Source organism: Nocardioides sp., assembly GCF_041600255.1.
Lineage (GTDB): Bacteria > Actinomycetota > Actinomycetes > Propionibacteriales > Nocardioidaceae > Nocardioides.
In genome coordinates this window covers 1-18,548 of record NZ_JBFIKK010000067.1, presented here as the reverse complement: position 1 = coordinate 18,548, position 18,548 = coordinate 1, and the positions used below count along the sequence as shown (strand labels likewise).

General features: G+C 71.5%; 15 protein-coding genes. 6 read left to right on the top strand and 9 right to left on the bottom strand.

All coding sequences use genetic code 11. The annotated features are described in order from the left end of the window. Positions 1–108: 108 nt before the first annotated feature. The 3 genes from ABZE72_RS09690 to ABZE72_RS09680 form a co-directional block, all read right to left on the bottom strand. On the bottom strand, positions 109–399 hold the full coding sequence (locus tag ABZE72_RS09690) for a DUF4193 domain-containing protein (protein WP_372728819.1): 291 nt from the start codon (positions 397–399) through the stop codon (positions 109–111). 141 nt (positions 400–540) lie between these two features. Continuing rightward, a complete protein-coding gene (locus tag ABZE72_RS09685) occupies positions 541–1,368 on the bottom strand; it encodes an inositol monophosphatase family protein (RefSeq protein ID WP_372728818.1) in 828 nt (275 codons plus the stop codon). Then, positions 1,365–2,465 carry a ferrochelatase gene (locus tag ABZE72_RS09680; RefSeq protein ID WP_372728817.1) on the bottom strand — a complete coding sequence of 367 codons (1,101 nt, stop codon included), beginning with the start codon at positions 2,463–2,465 and terminating at the stop codon, positions 1,365–1,367. Before ABZE72_RS09680 ends, ABZE72_RS09685 begins: the two co-directional genes overlap by 4 nt. A 62-nt stretch (positions 2,466–2,527) precedes the next feature. On the opposite strand from ABZE72_RS09680, the gene ABZE72_RS09675 reads away from it, so the two are divergent. After that, positions 2,528–3,700: an MFS transporter gene (locus tag ABZE72_RS09675; RefSeq protein ID WP_372728816.1), complete on the top strand. Its 1,173-nt coding sequence runs from the start codon at positions 2,528–2,530 to the stop codon at positions 3,698–3,700. Between the two features lie 109 nt (positions 3,701–3,809). Here the strand turns inward: ABZE72_RS09675 and ABZE72_RS09670 are convergent, their stop codons facing one another. After that, positions 3,810–4,445 (bottom strand): trimeric intracellular cation channel family protein, encoded by a 636-nt coding sequence (locus tag ABZE72_RS09670; RefSeq protein WP_372728815.1) that lies wholly within the window; start codon positions 4,443–4,445, stop codon positions 3,810–3,812. 135 nt (positions 4,446–4,580) lie between these two features. Between ABZE72_RS09670 and sepH the strand changes: the two genes are divergently transcribed. Next, on the top strand, positions 4,581–5,552 hold the full coding sequence (gene sepH / locus ABZE72_RS09665; protein ID WP_372728814.1) for a septation protein SepH: 972 nt from the start codon (positions 4,581–4,583) through the stop codon (positions 5,550–5,552). Positions 5,553–5,622: 70 nt separating this feature from the next. Then, positions 5,623–7,629, top strand: coding sequence for an SDR family oxidoreductase (locus ABZE72_RS09660; protein ID WP_372728813.1), 2,007 nt, complete (start codon positions 5,623–5,625; stop codon positions 7,627–7,629). Here ABZE72_RS09660 and ABZE72_RS09655 read toward each other — a convergent pair. From ABZE72_RS09655 to ABZE72_RS09640, 4 genes are read right to left on the bottom strand one after another with little or no spacing between them, the layout of a single operon-like run. After that, a complete protein-coding gene (locus ABZE72_RS09655; RefSeq protein ID WP_372728812.1) occupies positions 7,610–8,443 on the bottom strand; it encodes a sulfurtransferase in 834 nt (277 codons plus the stop codon). The genes ABZE72_RS09660 and ABZE72_RS09655 overlap by 20 nt on opposite strands. A gap of 49 nt (positions 8,444–8,492) precedes the next feature. Beyond that, a complete protein-coding gene (locus ABZE72_RS09650; RefSeq protein ID WP_372728811.1) occupies positions 8,493–9,146 on the bottom strand; it encodes a thymidine kinase in 654 nt (217 codons plus the stop codon). Between the two features lie 60 nt (positions 9,147–9,206). After that, positions 9,207–10,322 carry an alkaline phosphatase family protein gene (locus ABZE72_RS09645; protein ID WP_372728810.1) on the bottom strand — a complete coding sequence of 372 codons (1,116 nt, stop codon included), beginning with the start codon at positions 10,320–10,322 and terminating at the stop codon, positions 9,207–9,209. After that, the gene (locus tag ABZE72_RS09640; RefSeq protein WP_372728809.1) at positions 10,319–10,906 is read right to left on the bottom strand and encodes a DUF5998 family protein; all 588 of its coding nucleotides are present in this window, start codon (positions 10,904–10,906) and stop codon (positions 10,319–10,321) included. Before ABZE72_RS09640 ends, ABZE72_RS09645 begins: the two co-directional genes overlap by 4 nt. A gap of 213 nt (positions 10,907–11,119) precedes the next feature. On the opposite strand from ABZE72_RS09640, the gene ABZE72_RS09635 reads away from it, so the two are divergent. After that, entirely contained in the window at positions 11,120–12,934 is a 1,815-nt protein-coding gene (locus ABZE72_RS09635; RefSeq protein ID WP_372728808.1) for a response regulator, read from the top strand. Between the two features lie 45 nt (positions 12,935–12,979). On the opposite strand, the gene ABZE72_RS09630 is transcribed toward ABZE72_RS09635, so the two are convergent. Then, a complete protein-coding gene (locus ABZE72_RS09630) occupies positions 12,980–15,700 on the bottom strand; it encodes a GNAT family N-acetyltransferase (RefSeq protein ID WP_372728807.1) in 2,721 nt (906 codons plus the stop codon). A gap of 120 nt (positions 15,701–15,820) precedes the next feature. On the opposite strand from ABZE72_RS09630, the gene ABZE72_RS09625 reads away from it, so the two are divergent. After that, positions 15,821–18,331 carry a DNA topoisomerase (ATP-hydrolyzing) subunit A gene (locus tag ABZE72_RS09625; RefSeq protein WP_372728806.1) on the top strand — a complete coding sequence of 837 codons (2,511 nt, stop codon included), beginning with the start codon at positions 15,821–15,823 and terminating at the stop codon, positions 18,329–18,331. A 5-nt stretch (positions 18,332–18,336) separates the two neighbouring features. Further along, positions 18,337–18,548, top strand: a 212-nt coding sequence (locus ABZE72_RS09620) for a hypothetical protein (RefSeq protein WP_372728805.1), incomplete at its 3' end; no start/stop codon positions are given.

Below are 18,548 nucleotides of genomic sequence, written 5' to 3'. Positions count from 1 at the left end.
GGCGGACGCACCGACCATCTGATCACCGACAACACCGACAACACCGAAGGCTCGCCCCCAGCAGGGGGCGAGCCTTCGTCGACGATGCGCAGGGGGTGAGCTCAGAGCTCAGGCACAGTCCTTGCAGATCATCTTCTTGGCGTCGTCGAGCTGCGAGCGGTGGTGCACCAGGAAGCAGCTCATGCAGGTGAACTCGTCGTCCTGCTTGGGCTTCACCTCGACCGCGAGCTCCTCGTGCGACAGGTCGGCGCCGGGCAGCTCGAAGGACTCGGCGGCCTCGGTCTCGTCCTCGTCGACCTTCCCGGAGTTCTTGTCGTGGCGACGGGCCTTGAGCTCCTCGATGCTCTCCTCGGACTGCTCGTCCTCGTTCTTGCGTGGTGCGTCGTAATCAGTGGCCATGCGTCACTTCACTCCCCTGGAACCCTTACAGACCGAAAACCGGCAATCGTCGACCGCGTCGGCGCCAGATTGTGCACCATCGAACTGCGCAGTCGCACACCGGTTCGCCGTCATGACCCGTGAACATCTGGTAACAGCCCGCTATTCCCGTGCTGCGGCGGGGCCTCCGGCCAGGAATCCCGCCTGCGCCACCGCTGCCCGGAACTCCTCGAAACCGTGCTCGGGGGCGCAGATCAGCAGGTCCCTGCCACCGGCGCCCGTGGTGAGTTCGGTGCGGGCCCCGGCGACCCGGGCGATCAGGCCGCCCGCCGCGTGGTCCCACTCGTGGACCCCTTCCTCCACGTAGGCGTCCAGCAACCCCTCGCCCACGTGGCAGAGGTCCAGGGCGCAGGAGCCCAGCCGGCGGAGGTCGCGGACCCGGGGCAGCAGCTGGACCATGGCGCGGGCCTGGATCTCGCGTAGTCCGGCGTCGTAGTTGAAGCCGGTCGCCACCAGACGGTGACTCAGCGGTGCGGGAGCACGGACGGCGAGGGGTCGGCCGTCCCGGGTCGCCACCCCGCCCGTGCCGTCATCGGCCAGGTGGGCGAGGTACTCGGTGCCGGTGGCGGCGTTGAGCACGACGCCCGCCACCACGACACCGTCGCGCTCGGCGGCGATCGAGACGGCGTACTGCGGGATGCCGTAGAGGAAGTTCACCGTGCCGTCGATCGGGTCGATGATCCAGCGGACCCCCGAGCTGCCCAGCTCGGTGGCGGCCTCCTCCCCCACGAGCCCGTCGTCGGGCCGGGCCTCGTGCAACAGCCGTCGGATCAGCTCCTCGCTCGCCCGGTCGGCCTCGGTGACGATGTCGATGTGGCTGCTCTTCGTCGCCGCGACCTCGACGCCGCGGGCCGCACGCCCGCGCACCAGCTCGGCGGCAGCCCGGGCGGTCTCGAGCGCCAGGCCGGCCAGCTGCTCGGGCGAGGTCACCGGTCCTGACCGCACAGCGCCGGCCGCTCGCCGCGCGGGTTGGGGCAGCAGCCCACCGGGCAGCGGTCCCACATCGGGGCGATGCTGCCGACGCTGGCCCGGGCGACCTCCTGGCCCCGCTCGACGCCGGCCCGCTCGAGGAGCAGGTCGCGCACCATCGCCACGAAGCGCGGGTCGACGCCGGCGGTCGCCGCGCGGGTGACCGGCAGGTCGAGCTTCTCCGCCGTGGCCAGGGCCTCGGTGTCGAGGTCGTAGATCACCTCCATGTGGTCGGAGACGAACCCGATCGGCACCATCACCGCCGACGGCGCGCCGTCGGCGGCCACGGCCTCGAGGTGGTCGTTGATGTCGGGTTCCAGCCACGGGATGTGGGGCGCACCCGAGCGCGAGCAGAAGACGAGCCGGTGCGCGTGCCGACGCCCGGTCTCCTGCCGGACCCGCTCCACGATCACCTCGGCCACGCTGGCGTGCTGCTCGACGTACGCCCCACCGTCGGGGCCGCTCGCGTCGTTCATCGACTCGGGGATGGAATGGGTGACGAAGGCCAGGTGCGCCTTCTCGCGTACGGCGTCGGGGAGCTCGGCCAGCGCGGCCAGGGTGGCGTCCACCATCGGCTCCACGAACCCCGGGTGGTTGAAGTAGTGCCGGAGCTTCTCCAGCACCGGAGCACCCTCGATCCCCTCGACCGCGTCGGCCAGGTTCTCGCGGTACTGCCGGCAGCTCGAGTACGACGAGTAGGCGCTGGTCACGAAGCACGCCGCCCGGGTCACGCCGTCGGCCGCCATCTGCTGGACGGTGTCGCGCAGGTAGGGGTCCCAGTTGCGGTTGCCCCAGTAGACCGGCAGGTCGATGCCCGCGCCGGCCAGGTCCTGGCGCAGGGCGGCGAGGAAGGCGCGGTTCTGGTCGTTGATCGGCGAGCGGCCGCCGAACAGGAAGTAGTGCTCCCCCACCGCTTCGAGCCGTTCGCGCGGGATCCCGCGACCCCGCGTGACGTTCTCCAGGAACGGCACCACCTCGTCGGGGGCCTCCGGACCACCGAAGGAGACCAGGAGGAGGGCGTCGTAGGGCGTGGCGTCACGGCTCACGGCAGGCTGCATGCCGCCATCGTAGGCAGCGCGACAATTCGCTCGGGCGTCCGCGTGGTCCTACGCTCGCGATCGTGCTGACCTCCTACCGCCGGGTGCTGACGGAGCCCGGCGCGCTCGCGTTCAGCTCCACCGCTCTGGTGGCGCGCCTGCCGATCTCCATGGTCGGGCTGGGCATCGTCCTGCTCGTCTCGGCCGCCACCGGCTCCTACGCGGTCGCGGGCGCCGTCTCCGCGGCCTACATGGTCGCCAACGCCCTGCTCGCGATCCTCCAGGGACGCCTGCTGGACAGCCTCGGACAGCGACGCGTCCTGACGGTCGCCGCCGTCGTGTTCGGTGTCTCCACCTCCCTGCTGGTCTGGTCCGTGCAGGCCGACTGGCCCCGGATCACCTCCTTCGTGATCGCGGCGGTCGCGGGCGCCACCCTGCCCCAGGTCGGCTCCTCGGTGCGGGCTCGCTGGTCGCACGTCCTGAGCGAGCCGCGTGACATCCAGAGCGCCTACGCCCTGGAGTCGGTGCTCGACGAGGCCGTCTTCATGCTCGGCCCGATCCTGGTCACCGTCCTCGCCACCGCCTGGCACCCGGTGGCCGGCATGGCCGTCGCCATCGTCGCCTGTGTGGGAGGCACCCTGGTCTTCACGTCGTTGCGGGCCACCGAGCCGCCGGCCACCGGCCCCCGCCGGACGTCGGGCCCGCGGCCACCGATGCCCTGGGCGACGATCGGACCGCTGGCCGTGGTCAGCGCGGCCCTCGGCACGCTCTTCGGGGCGGTCGAGGTGACCACCGTGGCCTTCTCGGGCGAACAGGGCAGCCAGGCGTACGCCGGGCCACTGCTCGCCCTCTATGCCCTCGGCAGTCTGCTGGCGGGCGTGATCACCGGGGCCGTCCACTGGCGACGCAGCGCCGACTTCCGGGTCCGCTGGGGAGCGGCGGCGATGGCCGCCACGATGCTGCCCCTCTACTTCGTCGACTCGCTGCTGGTGCTCGGTCTGCTGCTCCTGCTGGCGGGCTTCGCGATCGCGCCCACGCTGATCGCGAGCCTGTCGCTGACCGAGCAGGCGGTTCCGCGGGGACGACTGACCGAGGGCATGGCGATCATGCACACCGGACTGGTGGCGGGGGTCGCACCGGGCGCCACCGTCTCGGGCCTGGTGATCGACGCCCACGGCGCCTCCGCGGCGTACCTCGTCGCACTCGGAGCGGGCGTCGTCGCGGCCCTCGCCGCGCTCCTCCTCCCCCGCCGCTGAACCGAGCACTGTCAGGGCGTGCGGGTCGGCGCCATGCCCGCGGACGCGGTCGAGCCGAGTGGCCACGCCTTCGAGACCGGCCACGAGTGGCTTGACGCAGGCACCCCGGTCAGACGCTGGCCGGCCCCTTCGGCATCGGGGCCTGCCAGTGCCGCCAGATGGCCAGCAGGCGCCAGACGATGCAGAGGCCCCCGCCGGCGAGCGCCACCACCAGCAACGGCAGGTCGGTCCGGTCGAGCATCACGGCGATGAAGGCCCCGGCCAAGGCCGGGGTCGCGTAGAGCTCCCCGCGGAAGATCTCGGGCACCCGGCCGGCGAGCAGGTCGCGCGCCATCCCGCCGCCGATCCCGGTCACCATCCCCATCAGGGCAGCGGGCACCGGGCCGAGCCCGTAGTCGACGGCCTTGAGGGCGCCGGTGACACAGAACAGCCCCAGCCCGAAGGCGTCGAACACGGTGACGGTGCGCTCCATCCGCCCGATCGCCGGGTGCCACCAGAACGTGAGCACGCCGGCACCGACCGGGACGAGCAGGTAGCGCCAGTCGGCCAGGGCAGCCGGCGGGACCGCCCCGATCAGCACGTCGCGCAGGAATCCGCCGCCCAGACCGGTGGTGCCGGCGAGCACCAGGAGCCCGAACAGGTCGAGCTCCTTGCGCACCGCGACCAGGGCCCCGGAGATCGCGAAGACGAAGATGCCGAGGAGCTCGAGGACCACCAGGGCGGAGGAGGGCTCGGGGGGCTGCACGAGTGGAGGTTACCGTCGCAAGCGGGGTTCCTCGATCGGAGCGAGGCACGCCGGGACACAGCGCAACCTGCCGCACCTTGCTGGCGTAGGCTCGGCGCACCGAAGACAAGACGCTGGACAGGAGCAGGACCACCCATGGCGCACCTCACCCTCAGCGGAGTGAGCGACGACGGGAAGCGCCTGCTCATGCTCAGCGAAGCCGGGGTCGAGTTCACGCTCGACATCGACCCGCGTCTCCGCGCTGCTCTACTCGGCGACACCGCCCGCCTCGGCAAGTTGGAGATTCAGATGGACAGTGCCATGCGTCCCCGCGACATCCAGGCTCGGATCCGGGCCGGAGAGACCCCGGAGGCGGTTGCGCAGGCCGCGCAGACCACCGTCGAGAAGATCATGGCGTTCGCCGCCCCGGTCCTGGCCGAGCGCCAGCACGTGGCGGAGCGGGCGCAGCGCTCGTCGGTGCGCCGCAAGGCCGTCGACGCGGGCTCGACCGGCAGCGCGCGCACCCTGGGCGACGCCGTCACCGCCCACCTGCGCTCGCTCAACGTCGACCCGGACTCCGTCGAGTGGGACGCGTGGCGCCGCGAGGACGGCCGCTGGACCCTCACCGGCGCCTACGCCGCCACCCGTCGTACCGGAGCGGCCCACTTCACCTTCGACATGCCCGGCAACTACGTCACCGCCGACAACGACGACGCCCGCTGGCTGCTCGGCGAGCTCGCGGCCCCCGCGGAGGCCGCACCCGCCGCCGACGACCTCGGCCAGGCCCGTCAGCGCCGCCTGAGCGCGGTCCAGGAGGAGGAGCTCCCCCTCGGCGACGACGCGATCGAGATGGTGGCCGACCCCACCCCGGTCCGCGAGCCGAGCCCGGCCCCGCCGACCCCCGTGCCCCACCCTCACGCCGGCTCCAGCGACGACGAGTCGACGTCCCAGGCACCCGGCGCCGACGCCCCGGAGCCCGCGACTTCCGAGCCCTCGGCGACGCCGGAGACCACCGACGAGCAGGCGGAGGACGAGTCCCCGACGCGGCGTCCGGTCAAGAAGAGCCGCGGCCGGGCCTCGGTGCCGAGCTGGGACGAGATCATGTTCGGCGGCGGCAAGAACGACTGAGCCGGGGTGGGCGAAAGTGCTGGGGAGCGCGCGGTGACCAACACCCTCGCTTCCGGGTAGGGTCCACCGCATGTCGTACTTCGTCACAGGCGCAACCGGGTTCATCGGCCGACACCTCGTCGAGGAGCTCCTCGACCACCGCGAGGGCGAGATCCACGTCCTGGTGCGGGAGAGCTCCCTGCCCCGGATGGAGATGCTCCTCCGGCGCTGGGGTTCCGACCGGGTGATCCCGGTCGTGGGAGACCTCTCCCAGCCGAACCTGGGGGTGGCCTCGAAGTGGGTCGCCGACCACACCGGTGAGATCGACCACTTCTTCCACCTCGCCGCGATCTACGACATGACCGCGGACGACGCCACGAACGAGGCGATGAACGTCGGCGGCACCCGCAACGCCGTCTCCCTGGCCAACGCGCTCAAGGTCGGCTGCTTCCACCAGGTCTCCTCCGTGGCCGCCGCGGGCGAGTTCGTGGGTCGCTTCGACGAGACCATGTTCGACGAGGGCCAGCACCTGCCCTCGCCCTACCACCGGACCAAGTTCGAGTCCGAGAAGATCGTGCGCGAGGAGCTGTCCACTCCCTGGCGGGTCTACCGTCCCGCGGTCGTCGTGGGCGACTCGCAGACCGGCGCCATGGACAAGGTCGACGGCCCCTACTACTTCTTCCCGCTGATGAAGATGCTGCGGGACAACCTGCCGTCCTGGATGCCGCTGGTCGGTGTCGACCTCGGCGACACCAACGTCGTGCCGGTGGACTACGTGGCCAAGGCCATGGACCACCTCGCCCACCTGCCCGGTCACGACGGCGAGGCGTTCCACCTGGTCAACCCCGAGCCGCAGCCCGTGGTCGACACGATCAACGCCTTCTGCTCGGCCGCCGGTGCCCCCCAGTTCGCCACCCCGATCGATCGCCGCGTCACCGGATCGCTGCCGTTCGCGCTGGTGCCGAAGATGCTGCGCCCCTCCACCGTGGTCGGCGGGCTGGTGCGCAACGGCGCCGTCCAGGCCCTGCTCGACCAGACCGTCGGCCGGTTCGGCGTACCGGCCGAGGTCCTGGCCCACACCTCGTTCTCCGCCGTCTTCGACTCCCGGCGCACCGAGAAGGCGCTGGCCGGCTCGGGCATCGGCGTCCCGGACCTCGAGTCCTACGCCGACACCCTGTGGAACTACTGGGAGGAGAACCTCGACGAGTCGACCGGTCGGGATCCGGCCGTCCGCGCTGCCCTGACCGGCAAGTACGTCCTGATCACCGGCGCCTCCTCCGGCATCGGTCAGGTGACCGCGCTGAAGGTCGCCCAGGCCGGCGGCATCCCCGTGCTGGTCGCGCGCGGCAAGGACAAGCTCGAGGAGACCCGCGCGATCATCGAGCTGCGCGGCGGCACCGCCCACGTCTTCCCCTGCGACCTCTCGGACCTCGAGGCGATCGACCGGTTGTGCGAGCAGGTCGCCGCCGAGCTGCCCGCCATCGACTTCGTGGTCAACAACGCCGGCCGCTCGATCCGTCGCTCGCTGAAGCTCTCCCACGACCGCTTCCACGACTTCGAGCGCACCATGCAGCTCAACTACTTCGGCGCGATCCGCCTGGTGATGGGTCTGCTCCCGAAGATGCGCGATCAGCGCAAGGGCCACATCGTCAACATCTCCTCGATCGGCGTGCAGACCAACCCGCCGCGCTTCTCGGCGTACGTCGCGTCGAAGGCGGCGCTGGACTCGTGGAGCAACGTGGTCGCCTCCGAGCTGGTCGGGGACGGCGTCACCTTCACCGGCATCCACATGCCGCTGGTGCGGACGCCGATGATCGCGCCCACCAAGCTCTACGACAAGTTCCCCACCATCTCACCGGCGCAGGCGGCCGACCTGGTCATCAAGGCCATGGTGGAGCGCCCCCACGAGATCAACACGCTGCTCGGCAACGTCGGTGCCGTGGCACACACGGTGGCGCCGAAGCTCGCCTTCCGGCTGCTCAACATGGCCTACCACGTCTTCCCCGACTCGGCGGCGGCCAAGGGCGAGGGCTCGACCGGCACTCGCGAGTCCGAGCAGATCATGCTGGCGAAGGTCTTCAAGGGCATTCACTGGTGACCGGGCGGCTCGGATCGGCGATCCAGCCGCTCCAGCTGCCCGGGTAGAGCGCGGCGGTGATCCCGGCGATCTCCATCGCGACGATGTCGTGCACCGCCGTGACCCCCGAGCCGCAGTAGGCCGCCACCCGGACCTCGTCGGCCTCGCTGGGTGTCGCGCCGACGGCGGCGTAGAGCTCGCGCAGCTCGGCCGCCGGCCGGAAGCGTCCCTCGGCGGTCAGGTTCTTCGCGGTCGGCACGTTGACGGCACCCGGGATGTGGCCGGCCACCGGGTCGATCGGTTCGACCTCGCCCCGGTACCGCTCGGCGGCGCGGGCATCGACGAGCACCGGCACGTCCAGCACGTTCTCGGCGTCCACCACGGGCAGGTGACCCGGGCGCGCGGTGAAGTCACCAGCACCGGGGACGGTGCCCGGGCCGGTCTCGACCGGGCCGTGCTCCGCCCGCCAGGCGGCCCAGCCGCCGTCGAGGATCCGGACGTCGCGGTGACCGTGGTAGCGCAGCAGCCACCAGGCCCGCCCCGCTGCATGCCCGGCCCAGTCGTCGTAGACCACGACCGGACGTTCGGAGCGAACCCCGAGGCGACGCGCCGCGGCCTCGAAGTCGGCCGGCGTGGGCAGCGGGTGCCGACCGCCCGGCCCGGGCGGTGCCGACAGGTCGGTCTCCAGGTCGACGTACACGGCCCCCGGCACGTGGCCGGCGGCGAACGCCGCGGGACCGGGCGGCCCACCCATCCGGTAGCGGACGTCGAGCACGCTCACCGAGCCCAGCAACCGGTTCAGCCCGGGTACGTCGATCAGGGGGTGGGTCGTCATGGCGTCATCATCGCGGCGCCGGGCGACCGGTTCAACGGCCCCGGCCGGCTCACCCGAAGGGCAGCGGCTCCGGGGCGAGCGAGACGGCCTTGGCCCGCGCGGCAGTGAGCGTCCGCCGGTGGTGCTGGCGGCAGAGCACCTCGTAGGCGACGTCGGCCGGCTGGGTGTGCTGCTCCTCGACGTCCCCGACGACGATCACCTCGCCCTCGGTCACCATCACGCCGTTCTCGGTGCGCGCGTTGTGCGTGGCCCGCTTGCCGCACCAGCACAACGCCTCCACCTGGAGCACCTGCATCCGGTCGGCCAGCTCCACCAACCGGGCGGCGCCCGGGAACATTCGGGTCCGGAAGTCGGTCAGGATCCCGAAGCAGAAGACGTCGATCTGCAGCTCGTCGACGATCTTGGCCAGCTGTTCGATCTGCTCGGCCGAGTAGAACTGGGCCTCGTCGCAGATCAGGTAGTCGACCCGTCCGCCCTGGGTCAGGGTGCGGACCACGAAGGTCCAGAAGTCGAAGTCCTCCCCGACCTCCTGGGCATCATGGGTGAGCCCCAGCCGGGAGGAGATCACCGGCACTCCGGCCCGGTCGTGGCTGGTGAAGATCTGCCCGACCCGTCCCCGAGCGGCGTAGTTGTGGTTCGTCTGGAGCGCCAGGGTGCTCTTCCCCGAGTCCATGGTGCCGGTGTAGAAATGCAGTTCAGCCACGAGGGAGCATCCTGCCATCCGGGGGCCGGGGCACGTCGCGCCGGGCCATCGGCACGGGCCTCAGTCGACCAGCATCGGGATGAGCATCTCGTCGGCGGTCAGCGACCCGTGCAGACCCACCAGCGTCATCTCGTAGGGGAAGTCCCGGCTCGACATCAGCGCGGTGTCGTCGGCGCAGGCCACCACCACGTCGCCGAGGCGGGGCAGCACCCCCGGCGCCACCGCGCCGAACCAGCCGCGGGCGATCACCTCGTCCCGGGTCAGCACGGTCGCCCGCTCCCCCAGGAACTCGCGCCAGGTCGCGGCCACATCGGCGACCGCGCCCTGCTGGCAGTAGACGTGCCGGAAGCGCGCCTCCCCGCCGAGCAGGGCCACCCCGTCGCGCAGCGCCGGGTGCTCGTCGACGTCGATGCGCCGGTCGTCGGGCGAGTCGATCATCCCGTGGTCGGCGATCACCAGCAGCCGGGTCGAGGACGGCAGCGTCTCGCGCAGCTGCTCGGCCTCGGCGTCGATCATCGCCAGCTGCTGCAGCCACTGGCTGGAGGTGACCCCGAAGCGGTGCCCGGTCCAGTCGAGGTCGCCGTCGTAGAGGTAGGTCAGCGACGGACGCTCGGTCGAAGCCGTGACGGCCGCCGCGAGCCGCTCGCCCACCTTGTCGGCGCCCACGAAGTCGGCGCCACGGTGGGCGGCCCGGGTCAGACCGCTGGTGGCGAACTCGCGTTTGTTCACCACGGTCGTGGTCACCCCGAGGGCCTGCAGCCGTGAGAAGGCGGTCGGGTTCGGCTGCCACTGGGTCGGGTCGATGTCGTGGTCCCACATCAGCGCGTTGAGCAGCCGGTCGGTCCCCGGGATGCGGGAGGTGAAGCCGACCAGTCCGTGCGTTCCCGGGCTCAGCGCCGTACCGAGCGAGGTCAGGCTGGTCGCCGTGGTCGACGGAACTCCGGCGGTGCCGGGCGCCTGGTCGACCAGCAGGCTGGAGAGGTACGGCGCCGCGTGCGCGTAGCGCTGCAGCAGTCGGGCCCCGAGCCCGTCGATCAGCAGGACCACGTACGCCGGGGCCTCGGGCAGCACCAACGAGGTCGGCCGGTCGTCGAGCGGCATCCCCAGGGCGAGGCCGACGGCCGGAACGACGTCCCCGAGCGAACGCTCCAGGTACGCCGGCTCGACGAAGCTCACGCGCCGTGGGTCCGGGCGGAGAGCGAATCGGTGAAGGAGAGCAGTCCGGCCACCGCGTCGGTGCCGTCGGCGGCGGTCGAGACCCGGAGCGAGAAGTCGTCGGAGGCGAACACCCCGGTGTAGCCGTGGTCGGCTTCGCACTCGGCGTCCCCGCAGGCGGCCGGCTCGAGGTCGATGCGGCTCACGCCACCCCACCCGATGGTCATCACGGCCTCGGCGGGGGGCGTCGGCCCGGAGGTCGGGTTGGCGATCATCCGGGTGACCACGACCGACTTGACCGCCGAGAGCCGGATCGCCTCGGTGGAGGTCGAGGTGTACGGCGCGGGCAGCAGGTCGTCGGCCGGGTGCTCGTCGGTGTGGGCCAGGATCAGCCGGCTCGGCGTCAGCACGATGACGCTGAGGTGCCGGCGCACCTCGTCACGCTCGAAGGTCGGTTCGTGGTGCACGAAGAAGGAGACCACCTGCTCGCCGGCGACGGCTGCCGCCACCCCGTCGGCGACGACCTCGGGGTAGTAGCCCGTGCGGTCGATGGCGTGCCGCAGCTCCAGGCTGCGGTCGTGGTCCTCGGTGGTGCGGCTGGGCATGAGCGCAGTCTGTCACGTGCCGCGTCGAGCTCCGTACTCCTGGCGTCACTCGCGAGCCGCGTACCTGATGGACTGCTCGCCCTCGTGGACTGCCCCCGCTCGATCGATTCACCGCACGGATGTGACCCGGTCACGTACTGTGCAGGTGGGAGAAGTTCGATGAACTGCTCGGCTCGGGCGGGCTCGCATGACCGCACGGTCAAAGGGGAGCACATGAACGCCACGTCGGACACGAGCGCGCTGGCACGGCTCGCACGCGCCTGCTCACGAGAGACGACCCGCAAGAGCGTGCTCGGAGCCGCCTTGCCGACGATGATGAGAATCGCCGGAGCCCATGCCGCCGTGGTGGTCCGCCAGGACAAGGACGGCCACACCACGCCCGCCAGCGCCGGGTACCCGGTGGACACCGGCTGCCTCACCCCGATGCTCGAGATCACCGACGAGGACGGGTGGAGCACCCCGCCGGTACCCGAGGCCTGGTCCGCGCTGGGCATCCAGCAGGTCCTCGCCCGTCGCCTTCCGGGCGCACCGGAGGTTCTCGTTCTCGCCCGCACGACCGCGCGCCAGGGCGCCGAGAGCGACGAACTCGAGGTGGCCGCCGCCCTGCTGTCCTCGGCCGTGGGCCGCCGCCAGTCCGAGGAGGACCTCTCCGACCTGGCCGCGAGGGTCGACAACGCCCAGAGCCTGGCCGGCATGGGTGACTACGACTGGGACATCGCCACCGACACCAACCGCTGGTCCGACCAGCTGTACCGGATCTACGGCCACGAGCCCCAGTCGTTCAACGCCAGCTACGAACGCTTCCTCAGCCTGATCCACGAGGACGACCGCGAGACGATCATGGGAATCCACCAGGCCGCCCTCGCCTCGGGCGAGCCCTACCAGATGATCGAGCGCATCATCCGGCCCACCGGCGAGATGCGCTACCTGTCCTCGAACGGTCAGGTCGTGATGAACGAGGCGGGGCAACCCGCCCGGATGCGTGGCACCTGCATCGACATCACCGACCGGGTCCTCGCCGAGGAGGAACGGGCCCGCAGCGCGGATCGCTTCGTGGCGCTGGTGCAGAGCAGTCCCGACATGATCCTCGTCGTCGAACACGGCCAGATCGTGCAGGCGAACCCGGCGGCCCTCGAGGTCCTCGGCGGCGATCCGGTCGGCCACTCGATGGACGAGATCACCGCGATCGACCAGCCGGTCGGTCGCGCGGTGCCGGCCACCGGGATGGACGGCCGCGCGCTGCAGCTCGACTACCGCACCACCCCGCTGGGTCGGCAGGACAACGACATGATCGCGGTCTTCCTGCACGACGCCGAGCCGCGACTGGCCCGCGAAGCGTTCGCCGCCAACCTGCGCGAGGCGCAGCTTCGGCAGCGTCAGGCGGTGGAGATCAACGACAATGTCGTCCAAGGACTCACCGCCGCCACGTACGCTCTCGAGTCCGAGGACCACGAGCAGACCACCGCCTACGTCCGCCAGACCTTGACGTCCGCCAGAAAGATGATGACCGACCTGATGGAACCACTCGACGGACAGGACGTGCACGCGGGCGACCTCGTCCGCACCACCGCCAGTGTCCTGGACGCGGGCGTCGAGGCCCCGCCCCCCTATGAGCCGGTCGGACACGAGCCCGGGGACGGCAACCCGCGGGTCCTCATCGTCGACGACTCCGCCGACCTCCGGACGCTGCTCCGGCTCCAGGTCGAGCGCAAGCTGATCGGCCACGTGGTCGGGGAGGCCGTCGACGGCCACGAAGGCGTCGAACTGGCCGAGACCCTGCAGCCCGATCTCGTGCTGCTGGACCTGGCCATGCCGCGCATGGACGGCCTGCAGGCACTCCCCCTGATCAGGAAGGTCGCGCCGCGCGCCAAGATCATCATGCTCTCCGGCTTCGACCAGCAGCGGATGTCCGAGCAGGTCCTGCAGGGCGGCGCCTCGCGCTACGTCGAGAAGGGCACCTCGATGGCGCGCCTGGTCTCGATCATCCGCGAGGTCTGGGAGAGCGACGCGACTCCGGCCAGCGCCTGAGTTCAGTCCACCTCGGCCGCGAGACCGTCCTGCACGCCGCCGATCTCACTGCGGAATGGTGTCCCCCGGGTGGTGCGGCATCCGGCGCACGAACCAGTCGCTGCGCTGGTCGACCACGGGGTCAAGCCGGGCACCGGCGGTGAGCACCGTGGCGCCGTCCGCGCCCGCGAGGACCAACGACAGCTCCAGCGAGCTCACCTGGGGGAGGTCGTTCTGCAGCTGGGCCACCCGCCGGATCAGCCGCTCGACCTCGGCGACGTCGACGACGTCGCTGCCCCGGTAGCCGAAGAGCATCGGAGCCGACTTGATCTCGCGCACCATGGCGGCCGCATCGCGGTCCCCCAGCGGCGGGATCCGGTAGGACTTGTCGGCCAGCAGCTCGATCAGCGGCCCCGAGATCCCGAAGGACACCACCGGCCCGAAGAGCGGGTCCTCGATGCTGCGGATCGCCACCGGGACTCCGGGCAGTGCGTTGCGCTGGACGACGAACCCGGCGAGCTCGGGACGGGTGATCCGCTCGTTCAACGACATCCAGGCGTCGGTCATCTCCTCGGCCGTGTCGATGTCGCGCCACACGTGCGCCTGGTCCGGGCGTTCGCGCAGGTGCTCGGCGGTGGCCTTGAGCACCACGTTCCACCCGAGGTCCTCGCCGGCCTGGACGGCCTCCGCGAGGGAGCTCACCGGGCGTGACTCACACAGTTCGATCCCGTACGCCGCCAGCAGCGCGGTCAGGTCGCCACGGGTGAGGTCGGTGCCGTCGGGGTGCTCGCGCAGCAGACCCTCGACCAGGCGCTTGGCCGAGCCCAGGTCCACCTCGTCCGGGCCGGGCGGCGGACCGTCCGGGGTGCGCAACCACACGGCGTACTCGACCACCCGGGCGAGCGCGCGGACGGCGGCCTCGACGGCCGGGTACGACGGGACCGATCCGCGCCCGGCCGTGGAGCCGGCCACGTCGGGCACGCGCAGCAGCTCGGGCACGCCCTCGGCGCCGAGGAAGGACGAGACCAGCGGCTTGTCCGACTGCTCCCCCACCGCGGCCAGGACGTTGGCGACGTCCTCACCCGAGACGTTGAGCGGAGGGATGTAGACAGCCACGACCGAATCGACCTCGGGGTCGTCGATGGCGGCGTCCAGGGCGTCCTCGAAGTCGGCGGCGTTCGCCTCGGCGCCCAGGGCCACGGACTTGTTCACCACCAGACCGACCGCGGCGGCGGCATCCGAGGCGAGCAGCCCCAGCGCGTCGGAGTTGCCGACGATCGCGACGCGCCGCCCGCGTGGCAACGGCTGGTGCGCCAGGAGCTGGGCGACGTCGAACATCTCCTCCAGCGTGTCGACCTGGATCACGCCGGCCTGGCGGAACATCGCGTCGACCGCCTGCGGCGGCGCCGCGATCTTGCGCACGGCGTGGCCCATCGGCACACCTTGCGTGGTCCGCCCGGATCGGACCGCGATGATCGGCTTGCTCAGCGAGACCCGCCGAGCGATCCGGGAGAACTTGCGGGGGTTACCGATCGACTCGAGGTAGAGCAGCACCACCTCGGTGGCGTCGTCCTCCTCCCAGTACTGCAGGAGGTCGTTGCCGGAGACGTCCGCACGGTTGCCGGCGCTGACGAAGGTCGACAGCCCGAGACCACGGTTGTTGACCTTCTCCAGGATCGCGGAGCCCAGCGCCCCCGACTGGCAGAAGAAGCCGGCACGGCCGCCCGCGGGCATCACCGAGGAGAGCGAGGCGTTGAGCGAGACCTGGGGGTCGGTGTTGATGATGCCCAGGCAGTTGGGGCCGATCAGGCGCAGGCCGTAGGAGCGGGAGAGCCCGACCAGGCGGCGCTGCCGCTGGCGACCCTCCTCGCCGGTCTCGGCGAAACCCGAGGAGATCACGACCAGGCCGTGCACGCCCTTGGCCGCGCAGTCCAGCACGACGTCCTCGACGGCGTCGGCGGGCACGGCCACGATCGCCACGTCCACGTCGTCGGGGATGTCGCCGACCGTGGCGTAGGCGGGCATCCCGGAGACGGCGTCCGCGGACTGGTTCACGACGTACACGCGGCCGGTGAAGCCGCCCAGCACGAGGTTGCGGACCAGGGCCCGACCGATCGTGTCCTGGCGCCGGCTGGCCCCGATCACGGCGATCGAGCGGGGGTTGAAGAAGCGTTCGATCGAGACCGACTCCGCGCGGTGCTCCCGGTTCACCATCACCCCGATCGCGGTGTCGGTGGGGTCGATCGGGAACTCGAGCACCAGGACGCCGTCCTCGTACTCGCTGGCCACGCGGTACCCCGCGTCACGGAAGGTCTGGATCATCCTGCTGTTGTCGGGGAGGATCTCGGCCACGAACCGCTCCACCCCACGTTCGCGACCGGCCTGGGCGAGGTGCTCGAGCAGGATCTGGGCGATCCCGCGGCCCTGGTGCTCGTCCTCGACGAGAAACGCGACCTCCGCCTCCTTGGCGCGTACGACGTCGTAGCGCCCGACCGCGATGATCTGGCCCGACAGGGTGAGCACGAAGGCCACCCGGCGGACGTGGTCGACCTGCGTGAAGCGGGCGACGTCGCGGTCGGAGAGGTAGGGCATCGGGCTGAAGAACCGGTAGTACTTGGACTGGTCGGAGACCCGGCCGTAGAACTCCACGAGGAGGTCGCCGTCGTCGGTCGAGATCGGCCGGATGTGCGCCGCCCGACCGTCGCGCAGCAGCACGTCGGCCTCCCAGTGGCGCGGGGCGACCGGGGCGTCCTCCCCCGGTTCGTTCGCGGTCTCGGTCTCCGTCACCCCTGAAAACTAGCGTGAACCCGGGCCCCGCGGCCCCTCGACGTCCATTCCGGGACGCTGGTGGCCCTCTCCCGGCGAGCCCTCGGGCGCCTCGCCCGGGGCACCGGGGAGAATGCACCCATGGCACGGCGAAGCACGAAACAAGACCTCCCCGACGACTTCGAGGAGCACATCCTCGACATCGACGTCGGCGACGAGATGCGGACCTCGTTCCTCGAGTACGCCTACTCCGTCATCTACTCCCGCGCCCTGCCCGACGCCCGCGACGGCCTCAAGCCGGTCCAGCGACGGATCCTGCACACGATGAACCAGATGGGGCTGCGTCCCGACCGCGGGCACGTCAAGAGCGCCCGGGTCGTCGGTGAGGTGATGGGCCGGTTGCACCCCCATGGCGACAGCGCCATCTACGACGCCCTGGTCCGGATGGCCCAGCCGTGGTCGATGCGGGTGCCGATGGTCGACGGCCACGGCAACTTCGGCTCGCCCGACGACTCCCCCGCCGCCATGCGGTACACCGAGTGCCGGATGGCCCCGGCCGCCGTGGCGATGACCGCCTCGATCGACGAGGACACCGTCGACTTCAAGCCGAACTACGACAGCCGCGAGATCGAGCCGACCGTGCTCCCCTCGGCACTGCCCAACCTGATCGTCAACGGCACCACCGGCATCGCGGTCGGCATGGCGACCAACATCGCGCCGCACAACCTCGTCGAGGTCGTCCAGGCCCTGCGCCACCTGATCAACCACCCGAAGACCGACGTCGACGGGCTGATGCGCTTCATCCCCGGGCCGGACCTGCCGACCGGCGGCAAGATCGTCGGCCTGGACGGCATCCGGGACGCCTACCTGACCGGCCGGGGCACCTTCAAGATGCGGGCCACCGCCCGGATCGAGTCGATCACGCCGCGACGCAAGGGCATCGTGGTCACCGAGCTGCCCTACGGCGTCGGCACCGAGCGGGTGATCGAGCGGATCAAGACGCTCGTCCAGGGCAAGAAGCTCCAGGGCATCTCCGACGTCAAGGACCTCACCGACCGGGAGAAGGGGCTGCGGCTGGTCATCGAGGTCAAGAACGGCTTCCACCCCGAGGCACTGCTCGAACAGCTCTACCGGCAGACGCCGATGGAGGACTCGTTCGGCATCAACACGGTCGCCCTGGTGGACGGCCAGCCCCGCACGCTCGGGCTCAAGGAGCTCCTCGAGGTGTTCCTCGAGCACCGCTTCGCCGTCGTACGCCGCCGCTCGTCGTACCGTCGCGGCAAGGCCGCCGAACGCCTGCACCTGGTGGAGGGGCTGCTCGTCGCGATCCTCGACATCGACGAGGTCATCCAGCTGATCCGCACCTCCGACGACACCGCGATGGCGCGCGAGCGGCTGATGCAGGTCTTCGACCTGACCGAGGTGCAGACCAACTACATCCTCGAGATGCCGCTGCGCCGGCTGACCAAGTACTCCCGGATCGAGCTGGACACCGAGCGGGCCGAGCTGTTGGCCACGATCGAGGCGCTGGACGCGATCCTCGGCGACGACGCGATGCTCCGCAAGGTCGTCTCCGACGAGCTCGCCGAGGTCGCGAAGACCTACGGCACGCCCCGGCGCACGGTGCTGCTGGAGTCGGCCGGCACGGCCGTCACCTCGGCTGCGGTACCGCTCGAGGTGGCCGACGACCCCTGCTTCGCGTTCCTCTCCTCCACGGGCCTGCTCGCCCGCTCGACCTCCGACGAGCCGCTCGGCTCGGGAGGTGCGCGCACCAACCACGACGTGCTCGTCTCGGCCGTGCGGACCACCGCACGCGGCGAGGTCGGCGTGCTCACCTCCGCGGGCCGGATCGTGAAGCTCTCCGTCCTGGACCTGCCCGCGATCCCGTCCTCGGCCAACGACCCCAACCTGCAGGGCGGGGTGCCGATGAGCGAGGTGCTGTCGCTGGAGGCGGGCGAGCGGGCGCTGGGCCTCACCTCGCTGCCGACCGACGGGCCCGGACTGGCGCTCGGCACCCGTCAGGGCGTCGTCAAGCGGGTCAACCCCGAGGTGCTCTCCCGCGACGAGTGGGAGGTCGTCTCCCTCAAGGACGGGGACGAGGTGGTCGGCGCGGTGGAGCTGCGCACCGGCGCCGAGACGCTCTGCTTCATCACCTCCGACGCCCAGCTGCTGCACTTCGGTGCCGACGGCGTGCGCCCCCAGGGACGCTCCGGCGGCGGGATCGCCGGGGTCCGGCTCAACGCCGGCGAGCAGGTCGCGTGGTTCGGGGTCGTGCACGGCGCCGACGCGGTCGTGGTCACGGCTTCCGGCTCCTCGACCGCGCTGCCCGGCACCGAGCCGGGGGCGGTCAAGGTGACGCCCTTCTCGGAGTACCCGCCCAAGGGCCGGGCCACCGGCGGCGTCCGCTGTCACCGCTTCCTCAAGGGCGAGGACGCCCTCGTCTTCGCCTGGGCCGGCGCCGCCCCGGCCCGCGCCGCCGCCTCCAGCGGCGCCCCGATCGACCTCCCGGCGGCCACCGGGCGCCGCGACGGCTCCGGCGTCCCCGGCAGTCAGGCGATCGCGGCCTGCGCCGGACCGGTGCAGGAGCGTCTGGGTGGGGACGCCGCCGAGCGGACGAGCCAGGCCGCGCCGACCGGCGATGTGACAGGCTGACCGCCATGCAGACCCGGACCACGGTGCGTCGGCGCCGCCCCCTCGCCCTGCTCGCCGCCGGTCTCCTCACGCTCGGCCTCGCCGCCTGCGGCGGCGAGGACTCACCGAGCGAGGCAGGAGCCACGCCCGAGGAGGTGATGGCCGCAGCCAAGGTCACCCTCGACGAGACCAGCGGGGTCCGGGTCGCCCTGATCACCGAGGACCTCCCCGAGGGTGT